The organism is Micromonospora sp. AMSO31t, assembly GCF_008868175.1.
Classification (GTDB): Bacteria; Actinomycetota; Actinomycetes; order Mycobacteriales; family Micromonosporaceae; genus Micromonospora.
Window position 1 is genome coordinate 1 of sequence record NZ_WBKT01000028.1, and the last position, 10,463, is coordinate 10,463.

At 74.8% G+C, this 10,463-nt stretch carries 9 protein-coding genes and 1 tRNA gene; 5 read left to right on the forward strand and 5 right to left on the reverse strand.

What is annotated here, in order from left to right:
* Positions 1–323: 323 nt before the first annotated feature.
* Positions 324–1,724: a PLP-dependent aminotransferase family protein gene (locus F8274_RS09410; RefSeq protein ID WP_151461938.1), complete on the reverse strand. Its 1,401-nt coding sequence runs from the start codon at positions 1,722–1,724 to the stop codon at positions 324–326.
* Between the two features lie 53 nt (positions 1,725–1,777).
* Here F8274_RS09410 and F8274_RS09415 point away from each other — a divergent pair, with 53 nt between their 5' ends.
* The 5 genes from F8274_RS09415 to F8274_RS09435 all read left to right on the forward strand — a co-directional run bounded on the left by F8274_RS09415 (position 1,778) and on the right by F8274_RS09435 (position 7,871).
* Positions 1,778–2,551 (forward strand): isocitrate lyase/phosphoenolpyruvate mutase family protein, encoded by a 774-nt coding sequence (locus tag F8274_RS09415; protein ID WP_151461903.1) that lies wholly within the window; start codon positions 1,778–1,780, stop codon positions 2,549–2,551.
* Between the two features lie 54 nt (positions 2,552–2,605).
* A complete protein-coding gene (gene ligD, locus F8274_RS09420) occupies positions 2,606–3,565 on the forward strand; it encodes a non-homologous end-joining DNA ligase (RefSeq protein WP_151461904.1) in 960 nt (319 codons plus the stop codon).
* 110 nt (positions 3,566–3,675) lie between these two features.
* The gene (locus F8274_RS09425) at positions 3,676–5,976 is read left to right on the forward strand and encodes a S8 family serine peptidase (protein WP_151461905.1); all 2,301 of its coding nucleotides are present in this window, start codon (positions 3,676–3,678) and stop codon (positions 5,974–5,976) included.
* 60 nt (positions 5,977–6,036) lie between these two features.
* The gene (locus F8274_RS09430) at positions 6,037–7,362 is read left to right on the forward strand and encodes a PA domain-containing protein (RefSeq protein ID WP_151461906.1); all 1,326 of its coding nucleotides are present in this window, start codon (positions 6,037–6,039) and stop codon (positions 7,360–7,362) included.
* Complete coding sequence (locus F8274_RS09435; protein WP_151461907.1) at positions 7,299–7,871, forward strand: LuxR C-terminal-related transcriptional regulator; 573 nt, start codon at positions 7,299–7,301, stop codon at positions 7,869–7,871. The genes F8274_RS09430 and F8274_RS09435 overlap by 64 nt, the downstream gene beginning before the upstream one ends.
* Positions 7,872–7,937: 66 nt before the next feature.
* Here the strand turns inward: F8274_RS09435 and F8274_RS09440 are convergent.
* From F8274_RS09440 to F8274_RS09455, 4 genes are all read right to left on the reverse strand, one after another.
* Positions 7,938–8,009 (reverse strand) — tRNA-Arg (locus tag F8274_RS09440).
* Between the two features lie 60 nt (positions 8,010–8,069).
* Positions 8,070–8,765 carry a winged helix-turn-helix domain-containing protein gene (locus tag F8274_RS09445; protein ID WP_151461908.1) on the reverse strand — a complete coding sequence of 232 codons (696 nt, stop codon included), beginning with the start codon at positions 8,763–8,765 and terminating at the stop codon, positions 8,070–8,072.
* Between the two features lie 181 nt (positions 8,766–8,946).
* Positions 8,947–9,621, reverse strand: a complete 675-nt coding sequence (locus F8274_RS09450) for a DUF305 domain-containing protein (protein WP_151461909.1) — start codon at positions 9,619–9,621, stop codon at positions 8,947–8,949.
* 10 nt (positions 9,622–9,631) lie between these two features.
* Positions 9,632–10,453 (reverse strand): DUF3105 domain-containing protein, encoded by an 822-nt coding sequence (locus F8274_RS09455; protein WP_151461910.1) that lies wholly within the window; start codon positions 10,451–10,453, stop codon positions 9,632–9,634.
* Positions 10,454–10,463 lie beyond the last annotated feature (10 nt).

Below are 10,463 nucleotides of genomic sequence, written 5' to 3' on the forward strand. Positions count from 1 at the left end.
ACTCCCCACGCCGGCCGCACTCCCCACGCCGGCCGCACTCCCCACGCCGGCCGCGGGCCTCACGCCGGCCACACACCTCACCCCGGCAAGCACCGACACCTGCCCCGCCCACTGACTCATCGGGCGCCGTTGCGCCCGCCCCGCGGGTGCCGCGAGCGAATCTTGGCGAGTTTCCGTTCATCACGAACGGAAACTCGCCAAGATCGTGCAGGCGCGACGCACGGGGCGTCATGGACGCGGCATCAAGTCCGTAGTCGGGCTGGGAGTCACACCGGACCGGCGGGGCGGAGCGGCAGTGCGGATGGTCCGGCCTGTGGTGTCGGTCAGGCGTCGAGGTCGTGCAGCACGCCGGCCAGCACGTCCACCGCGGCCGGGTAGGCGTGCGCGGGTGGACGGGCGTAGCCGACCACCAGGCCGGGCGGGCCGCTGGCGGGGTCGTGCCGGTGCATGGCCAGCCCGCCGACGGCCAGCCCCCGCGCGGCGGCCGCGGCCAGCACCGCCGCCTCGGCCGGACCGTCCGGTCGCAGGTGGACGGTGGCGTGCAGGCCGGCCGCCACCCCGTCGAGGGCCGGCCGGCGGGCCAGCCGGTCCAGCAGCAGGTCCCGTCGCTGCCGGTAGCGGCGCCGGACGGTGCGCACCTGCCGGTCGTAGCCGTGGCTGTCGATCAGCTCGGCGAGCGCGAGCTGGCCGATCGTCTCGCTCTGCAGGTCCAGGTGGCGCTTGGCCTCCACCACCGGCTCCACGAGCCGGGCCGGCAGCACCAGCCAGGCCAGGCGCAGCGCGGGTCCAAGCGTCTTGGCCGCCGTACCCACGTAGGCGACCTGCTCCGGGGCGGTGCCCTGGACGGCGCCGACCGGTTGCCGGTCGTAGCGGAACTCGCCGTCGTAATCGTCCTCGATCACCAGGCCGCCGCCGTCCCGGGCCCACTCGGCCAGTGCGTGCCGGCGCGCCGGGTGCAGGGTCACCCCGGTGGGGAACTGGTGCGCCGGGGTCACCACGGCGGCACCCACCCGGGCCAGCGGCCCGGTGCCGAGCAGGTCGGTGCGCGCGCCGAGCCCGTCCACGGGCAGCGGCAGCACGGTGCCGCCGTGCCGGCGGACCACCTCCCGGTGGAAGGTCAGCCCGGGGTCCTCCATGGCCAGCGTCGGCGTGCCGGCGTCCCGGAGCACGCCGGTGAGCAGCACGAGGGCCTGGACGTAGCCGGTGGTGACCACGATCCGTTCCGGGTCGGCCAGCACGCCCCGGGCCCGCCCCAGGTAGCCGGCGAGCGCCCGGCGCAGCTCCGGCCGGCCGCGCGGATCGCCGTAGCCGTACGCCTCGGCGGGGGCGACGGCAAGCGCCCGCCGGGTGGCCCGCAGCCAGGCCGTGACCGGGAAGAGCCCGACGTCGGGGCTGCCGGGGCGCAGGTCGTACCGGAAGGCCGGCGGTCGGGGCGGCGGCGCGGCCGGCGGCGGCACGGCCCCGGGCAGCGCGCTGACCTGCGTTCCCGCGCCGATCCGGGCGACCAGCCAGCCCTCGGCGACCAGTTGGTCGTAGGCGGCGCTCACGGTGCCCCGGGACAGGCCCAGCTCGGTGGCGAGGGTGCGGGTGGCCGGCAGGCGGGTGGCCGGGGGAAGCCGGCCGTCGCGGATGGCGTCCCGCAGCGCCCGTTCCAGCCCGGCCCGCCGGCCACCGGTGGTGTCCAGCTCCAGGTGCAGGTCGACGCCGAGATCGGCCCAATCCATCGGCACGGAATTGGAGCTTACGGGTGGACCGCCGGCCGGACGACACTCACCGCATGACCGAGCTGAGCCGGCGGGCCACCGCGCTGCGCGCGTGGCACCGCCCCGGGGACCCGCTGATCCTGCCGAACGCCTGGGACGCGGGGTCCGCCCGGGCCGTGGTCGCGGCCGGCTTCCCGGCCGTCGCCACCAGCAGCGCCGCGGTCGCCGAGGCGCTCGGCCACGCCGACGGCGAGGCGACACCGGTGGCCGAGATGTTCGCGGCGGTCGCCCGCATCGCCGCCGCGGTGCCGGTCCCGGTCACCGCCGACCTGGAGCGGGGGTACGGGCTGCGCCCGGCCGAGCTGGTCGACCGGCTGCTGGCGGCCGGCGTGGTGGGCTGCAACATCGAGGACTCCGACCCGCGCACCGGGGAGCTGTACGACGTCGAGGAGCAGGCCGACCTGCTGGCCGGGATCCGGGCGGCCGCCGGGGCGGCCGGCGTCGACCTGGTGCTCAACGCCCGGGTCGACGTGCACCTGCGGGCGTACGGGCCGGAGCCGGGGCGGCTCGCCGAGGCGGTGCGGCGGGCCCGCCGCTACCGGGCGGCCGGGGCGGACAGCGTCTACCCGATCCTGCTGGCCGATCCGGCGCAGATCCACGATCTCGTCGCCGAGGTCGACGCCCCGGTGAACATCCTGGCGCGGCCCGGCGCCCCCGCGGCGGGCGAGCTGGCCGCCCTCGGCGTGGCCCGGATCAGCTTCGGCTCCGGTGTGTACGCGGCCGCCCGCGCCCGCGCCGCCGACCTGCTCGCCACGGTGCGGGCCGGCGGCGACCCGTTCGCTTCCTGACCCGCTCCGCCGCGTCGGGTCGCCGGATCCCGGCCGGGACGGCAGGATGGGCGGATGGGCGCCGCTGACGAGACCCGGGCCGGGGTGTCGCTGACCAACCTGGACCAGCCGCTGTTCGACGGGGCCGGGGCCACCAAGCGCGACCTGGTCGACTACCTGGACGCCGTCCACGAGCGGATCCTCCCCGGGCTGCGGGACCGGCCGCTGTCGGTGGTCCGGGTGCGGCCCGGCCAGGACCCGTTCATGCAGAAGAACCTGCCGAAGTACACACCGGACTGGGTCCGCCGCACCTCCGTCTGGGCGGAGGCCTCGCACCGCGACATCTCGTACGCCCTCTGCGACGACCGGCGCACGCTGCTCTGGTTCGCGAACCAGCGGGCGGTCGAGTACCACCCGACGCTGGGCCACGCGGGCCACCCCGAGCACCCCACGCATCTGGTGCTCGACCTGGACCCGCCGCCGGGCGACGCGTTCGGCATGGCGGTCCGCACCGCGCTGCTGGTCCGGCAGGCCCTCACCGACGCGGGGCTGGCCGGTGCCGTGAAGACCAGCGGGGCGAAGGGCCTGCACGTGATCGTGCCGGTGGACCCGGCGACGACGGCCGAGGAGGCCGCTGCGGCGACGCGTGCCCTCGCCGCCCGCACCGAGCGGCTCGACCCGGCGCTGGCCACCACCGCCTTCATCGTCGACGACCGGGGCGGCCGGGTCTTCGTCGACTCCACCCGGTCCTACGGTGCGACCGTGGTGGCCGCGTACAGCCCACGCATCCGGCCCGGCACGCCGGTGTCGTACCCGGTCGGCTGGGCCGACGTCGAGGCGGCCACCCCGGCCGACTTCACCGTGCGGACGGTGCCGGGGCTGCTCGGCGACCGGGACCCGTGGGCGGAGGCGCTGCCCCCGCCGCAGCGGCTGCCGCAGGAACTGGTCGCCGAGGGGCGGACCATCCCGGTGGCCCGGGTGCAGGCCATGCACGAGGGCAAGCGCCGCGCGAAGGCCCGCCGCGAGGCCGGCTGACCGGCCCCTGACCACGGCCGGCGGCGGCGCTGGCTGATCGCTGCCAAGTCGGCAGCCTGCCATCGGCGAAGTCTTCCGCCGTGCCCGCGGGGGCCGGTATCTCCTTCACCATGCACCCCCAGACACCCCGGCGCCGAGCCGCCGCCACCGGGTTCGCCGGCGCCGTGCTGGCGACGGCCCTCGTCGGCCCGCTGGCCCCGGCCGCCGGCGCCGCCACGCCGCCCCCGCCGTCCCGGCCGGTTCCGGCCAACACGGTCACCCTCATCACCGGTGACGTCGTCACGGTCACCGAGATCGGCCCTGGCCGGTACTCGACCGACATCCGGCGCCCGACCGGCGCCCGGGGCGGCGTGCACGCGCAGACCATCGGCAAGGACCTCTACGTCATCCCCGACGAGGTGCTCCCGTACCTCGCGTCCGGGCGGCTCGACCGGCGGCTGTTCGACGTCACCGGCCTGATCGAGGACGGCTACGACGACCGGCACTCCGACGGCATCCCGCTGATCGTGAGCTACGTCGACGCGGCGTCGGCCCGGCGTCCCGCGCCGGCCGGCACGACCAGGGTCCGGTCGCTGGCGAGCGTCCGCGGCGCGGCGGTGCGGGCCACCAAGCGCCAGGCCCGCCAGGTCTGGGACGCGGTCACCCCGGGCGCCGCCACCGCCGCCCCGGCCTCGGCCGGCACGACCCCCGCGCTGGCCGACGGGATCAGCCGGATCTGGCTGGACGACAGGGTCCGCGCCCAACTCGCCGACAGCACCGCGCAGATCGGCGCGCCGGCGGCCTGGGCGGCCGGGCGGGACGGCTCCGGCGTGAAGGTCGCCGTCCTCGACACCGGGTACGACACCGACCACCCCGACCTGGCCGGCCGGGTCAGCGCGAGCGCCACCTTCGTGCCCGGCGAGACGGTCGACGACGGCAACGGCCACGGCACCCACGTCGCGTCGACGGTCGGTGGGAGCGGCGCCGCCTCGGACGGGCTGGAGAAGGGTGTCGCCCCGAAGGCCGACCTCATCGTCGGCAAGATCCTGGCCGACGAGGGCAACGGCGCCGACTCGTGGGTGATCGCCGGCATGGAATGGGCCGCCGGCCAGGGTGCCCGGGTGGTCAGCATGAGCATCGGCGGCGACCAGTCGACCGACGGCACCGACCCGCTGAGCACGGCCGTCAACCAGCTCACCGCCCAGACCGGCGCCCTGTTCGTGGTGGCCGCCGGCAACGCCGGCGCCGAGGGCGTGATCAGCTCACCGGGCGCGGCGGACGCCGCGCTCACCGTCGCCGCCGTCGACTCCGCCGATCGGCTCGCCGACTTCTCCAGCCGGGGGCCGCGCTTCGGCGACTACGCCCTCAAGCCGGACCTCGCCGCCCCGGGCGTGGACATCCTCGCCGCGAAGGCGGGCGGCACCGCGGCGGACGGCTGGTACCAGTCGATGAGCGGCACCTCGATGGCCACGCCGCACGTGGCGGGCGCCGCGGCGATCCTCGCCCAGCAGCACCCGGAGTGGCGCGCCGCCGAGCTGAAGAACGTCCTGATGAGCACGGCGAAGAAGCTCGACGGCCAGACCGCCTACCAGGTGGGCGCGGGCCGGGTCGACATCCCGGCCGGGCTGGGCGCCACGGTGACCGCCACCGGCTCGGCGTACTTCGGGTTCCAGGGCTGGCCCCACGACCACCTCGCGCCGATCGACCGCACCATCACCTTCACCAACACCGGCGACGTGGCGCGGACCCTGCACCTCGCGGTGACCGGCGCGGTCGCCGGCGGACCGTACGACAGCGACCCGCACGCCGACGAGGGGAAGCCCGCGCCGGGCGTCTTCACCCTGCCCACCGGGACGCTCGTCGTGCCCGCGCACGGCACCGCCTCGGTCACCGCGACCGCCCACCCGGAGCTGGGCGCCGCCGGCCGCCGCTACCTCGGCGAGGTCACCGCCACGGACGCGGGCGGCACGCTCACCCGGACGACGCTCGGCCTCTACCTGGAGGAGGAGCGGCACGACCTGACGTTCTCGGTCAAGGACCGCGCCGGCCGGTACGTCGCGGCCTTCCTCACCGTGCAGCGCTTCGGCGAGGCCGACCCGTACTTCCTGACCAGCAGCGACACCGGACCCACCACGGTGCGGCTGCGGCCCGGCACCTACAGCGTCTGGAGCTACCTGGACGTGCCCGGCAGCCACGGCCCCGACTCCCGCGGCACCGCCCTGCTGGGCGACCCGGAGATCGTGCTGGACCGGGACCGGACGGTCGGCCTCGACGCCCGCAAGGCGGTGGAGGCCACCGCGACGGTGCCGAAGCGGACCGAGGACCGGATCCTGATGATGGACTGGTACCGGTCGGACGGCGTCAACGGCATCGACGACAAGTACATCCTGGCCCCGTGGGCGGACACCATGTACGTGCTGCCGACGAAGTAGGTCACCCGGGGCGCGTTCGAGTACGAGAGCCGCTGGCGCAAGGCGTACCCGCTGCTCACCGTGACCGACCGGGGCCGGGAGGTGCGCTTCCTCGGCCAGCCTGGCTCGGCGCTCCACGAGGGCCGTGCGCAGGTCGACGGCGTCCACGCCGGTCTCGGGCGGCCGGCGGACTACACGGGCCGCGACGTGCGGGGCAAGGTCGTGCTGGTGAACCGCTCCGACGAGCTGAGCAACGCCGAGCGCGCGAAGGCGGCCGCCGACGCCGGGGCCGCGCTGCTCGTCGTCGTCAACGACACCCCGGAGCCGTACGCGCAGTGGGTGGGCGACGACGAGGGCGGTCTCAGCGGCGTACCGGTCGTGAGCGTCACCTCCACCACCGGCGCGGCGCTGGTGGACCGGGCCCGCCGGGGGCAGCTGCGGCTCGGGTTGGCCGGCACGCCGAGTTCGCCGTACACGTACGACCTGGTCGACCCGCACCCGGGCGGGATCCCGGCCGACCTCGCGTACCGGCCGCGACCGAAGGACCTCGCGGTGGTGGAGATGCGGTTCCACGGTGACGCCCCGACGCTGGGTGGCGAGTTCCGGGAGGACTTCCGTCCCTACCGCACCTACGCGGCCGGCTTCCCGCTGTGGCAGGGCATGCAGCGGACCCGGACCGACTACGTCTCCGCCCAGCCGGGCACGACCTGGCGCGAGGGCGCCGTCGGCGGCCGGGAGCTGGAGCTGGTCTCGGTCGGCGAGCAGCGGGCCTACCGACCGGGCAGCCGCAGCACCGTCGACTTCTTCGGGCCGGTCACCCGGCCCCGGGACAACGCCTCGTTCTACGCCTCCGAGCGCAACGCGGGCTGGCTGACCTTCAACGTCCAGCCCTGGTCGGACGGCCAGCCGGGCCACGCCGGGTACATGCAGTGGGGCAGCGACCTCACCCTCACCGTCCGGCGGGACGGGAAGGAGATCGCGAAGGCGGACGGCTGGGCGCAGGCCACCGTCGAGGGCAACCCGGAGGGCGTCAGCCGCTACACGCTGGACCTGGCGGCCAGCCGCGCCGGGTACCGGCTGTCCCCGCGTACGCACACCACCTGGACGGTGCTCTCCCCGCACGTCGAGAGCGAGGACGACCTCGACGTGGTGGCCGTGCTCCAGCTGGACTACGCGGTCCCGACCGACCTGCGCGGGGACGCCCGGGGCGGCCGTCCGCGCTGGCCGAGCAGTACCGCACCGCCGACCTGGCGCCGGGCGTCATCGAGGTCGTCGCCGACCTCGACACCGTCCGGCGCCGCTTCTTCCAGATCCAGGAGGCGGCCCGTCACGAGGTGCTCTCCATGGTGCCGCCCAACCTCCGGGTCGTCCCGCACCGGGAGAACACGGCCGAGCGGGCGAGCATGACGCGGGGCGTCCGCTACCGGGCGCTGTTGGACCGGCGGGCGCTGACCGGGCCCGAGATGCAGGCCGACATCCGCGCCAGCATGTCGCTCGGCCAGGAGATCCGGATCGTCGACGCCGTGCCGGTCAAGATGATGATCGTGGACGGTGAGATCGCCATGCTGCCGCTGCACCACGACGCCGACGGCTCGCCCGCGTCCATCCTGGTGCACCGCAGCGGGCTGCTGGCCGTGCTGGTCGCGTCGTTCGAGGCCGCGTGGGAGCGGGCGTACCCGCTGCGGCCCGCCCCGGCGCCGGACGAGGTGACCGAGTTGACCAGCGGCGAGCTGGCGGACGAGCACATGCGGGTGCTGGCGCTGCTGCTCTCCGGGCAGACCGACCAGGCCATCGCCACGCAGCTGGACATCTCGCTGCGCACGGTGCACCGCCGGATCCGCCAGCTGATGGACGCGGCCGGTGTGGACAGCCGGGTCCAGCTCGGCTGGGCCGCCGCCCGAAACGGCTGGGCCTGACCGCCGGAGCAGGTGGTCCGCAACGTGAAAAAGCCCGGGCCAGCGGCCCGGGCTTCCTCGTGTCTGTGCCCCCGGCAGGATTCGAACCTGCGCCCCCGCCTCCGGAGGGCGGTGCTCTATCCCCTGAGCTACGGGGGCTCAGCGACCCGAGAAGAGTAGCAAACCCCTTCCCGGATCACCGAATCGGTATCCGGCGGGTCAGGCGGCGGCGACGGGGCGCCCGCAGCTCGGCAACGGGTGCAGGACGATGCGGCGCGGCAGGCGGCGGGGCCACTCGTTGCGGGGCCAGGATCCGTCGACGATCAGGTGCACGGTGCGTTCCTCGGCGCCGCTGAGCCGCAGCACGAAGTCGCGGGGGAGCGGCGGGTCGACCGACGGCGTCGTGATCATGAAGCGCACCCGGCCGCGGGACGAGACCGCGGAGATCACGTCGGCCGCCGGCATGGTGCCGCGCAGGCGTACGCGGCCGATCCAGTAGACCTCCGCGGCGTGCTCCTGGGCGGCCCGGGTGATCGACGGGTACTCGCTGCGTACCCAGCGCTCGACGGCACCGACGCAGAGCCCGCAGGCCCGCTCCCGGGGCTCCCGCGGACCCAACCCCCAGGCCCGCAGGTACGCCCCGACCGTGCCGGCGTCCATGGTCAGCTCGAACTGGCGCTCGATCAGCGTGGTGAGGCTCTGTCGCGTCCAGAGCTCCTCGTCCAGGCCGAACTCGTCGGGGTGGACGCCCCGGAGCACGTCGATCAGTTCGAGTTCCTGTTCGCGGCTGAGCGTTCCCGGCTCGCCCTGCCGCAGTCCGCGACGGACGGCTGCCACCGCCCCGTCACCGCCGATGGTGTGGCGTCGGCACCAGCTGGTCACCGACCGCCCTGCGTCTCTGAGTGCAACCCCCACGTCTTTCGCAACGAGCCCGAATCGCAACTGGTCACGATATGTGTGGAGAAAAGTCTCCAAGCAGTGCAATGGGTTGTATGACCCAAACCGTTATAAACCGGCATAACGGACGGAACCCGGCCCGGGGTACGCGGAGGGCCCGCGTCGCGCACGACGCGGGCCCTCCGGAACGAACGGGGTGTTACAGCGTGCCGCCCAGGCGCTTGAGCGCGGCCGAGAGGTTCGTCAGGTCGTTCTGCTGGGTGTTCTTCATGACCTGGGCGACCTTCAGCACGTCGTCGTCGTGCCCCTGGTCGAGGATCCCGTCGATCATGTGCACCCCGCCCACGTGGTGCCGGATCATCATCTGCAGGAACAGCACGTCGAACTCGCGGCCGGTGGCGCCCCGCAGCTTCGCCATCTCCTCCGGAGTGGCCATGCCCGGCATGAGGCCGTTCTTCACCAGGCCGGGGCCGTCCGACATCCAGGCCATCGGCGGCTCGTCGCCGGTCGGGTCCAGCTTCCAGGAGCGCAGCCAGGTCTGCATGGTGCCGATCTCGCCCTGCTGCCCGGTGGCGATGTCGCCGCCGATCTGGCGTACCTCCGGATCCTGGCCCTGCCGGAACGCGAGCAGCCCCATCGCGACCGCCTGCGCGTGGTGGGCGGTCATGTCCCGGGCGAAGCCGGCCTCCGCCGAGCTCTCGCCCGGACGGGTGAACGTCGGGGTGAGCAGGCCGCCCGCGTACCCGAGGAGGAGACCCACCACGACGGCGGCCGCCAGGGCCAGGACGCCGAATCGCCGCGCGACCCCCCGGTCACCGGAGTCGGTGACCGGGGCCTCGTCGAGGTCGGAGTCCGTGGTCGCGGCAGCGCTCATCGCGGCGTCCTCACTGGGTCGGCTGCTCGGGCATGTTGTTGCCCAGGTTGTCGCGCGGGGTGGTGCCGGTGGCGGTGACGCCCTGGTCGCAGAGCGCCGTCGGGCCCTCCACGGAGGCGTTCACGCGCAGCGTCTTGATGAAGTCGTCGATCCGGCCGTCGTCGGCGTTGTCGACCTTGAGCTGGAAGCCCCAGGCCTGGAGCGAGATCGGCTTGTCCAGCCCCTCGAACGGGCTGAGCATCAGCTTCTCCTTGCCCTGCACCTTGGCCTTGAGCTTCGCCACCTGGTCCGCGGGCAGGTCGGGGCGGTAGGTGATCCAGACCGTGCCGTGCTCCAGGCTGTGCACCGCGTGCTCGTTGGCGATCGGGGCGTCGTAGACATCGCCCATGCAGTTCTGCCAGGCCTGGTTGTGCGGGCCACCCACCGGCGGGAGCACGTCGTACTTGATCGGGCCCGGCTGGTGCTGGCCGCCCTTGACCAGGTCCTTGTCCTTCTTGCGGAAGTCGACGATGCCGTTGATCGCGTCGGCCCGCTTCTCCCACGGCTGGGCGCCCTGGTAGACCGCCCACGCGCCGACGCCGATGATGGCGACGGCCAGCACGCCGACCGCGACGAAGAGGGCGATCGGACCCCACGCGCGACCCTGGCTCACCTTCACCGGGGTGACCGGCTTGCGGCCCTTGCCGCCGGTCGGCCGCGAGGCGCCCTTGCCGGCCGCGGTCCGGCCGCCGGAGGGCTTGTCGGCAGCCGCCGGCCGGCCGGCCGCCGGCTTCTTGCCGGTGCTGACCACGGTCGGGCGGCGCTCCGGGCCGCCCGGGGTGCTGATGCTCATCGTGCCTCGT

Bases quoted from the DNA above. Each gene is read 5' to 3' on its own strand.
- F8274_RS09425 (WP_151461905.1), top strand. From the start codon at position 3,676: ATGCACCCCCAGACACCCCGGCGCCGAGCCGCCGCCACCGGGTTCGCC.
- F8274_RS09410 (WP_151461938.1), bottom strand. From the start codon at position 1,724: ATGGATTGGGCCGATCTCGGCGTCGACCTGCACCTGGAGCTGGACACC.
- ligD (WP_151461904.1), top strand. From the start codon at position 2,606: ATGGGCGCCGCTGACGAGACCCGGGCCGGGGTGTCGCTGACCAACCTG.
- F8274_RS09435 (WP_151461907.1), top strand. From the start codon at position 7,299: ATGGTGCCGCCCAACCTCCGGGTCGTCCCGCACCGGGAGAACACGGCC.
- F8274_RS09455 (WP_151461910.1), bottom strand. From the start codon at position 10,453: ATGAGCATCAGCACCCCGGGCGGCCCGGAGCGCCGCCCGACCGTGGTC.
- F8274_RS09450 (WP_151461909.1), bottom strand. From the start codon at position 9,621: ATGAGCGCTGCCGCGACCACGGACTCCGACCTCGACGAGGCCCCGGTC.
- F8274_RS09415 (WP_151461903.1), top strand. From the start codon at position 1,778: ATGACCGAGCTGAGCCGGCGGGCCACCGCGCTGCGCGCGTGGCACCGC.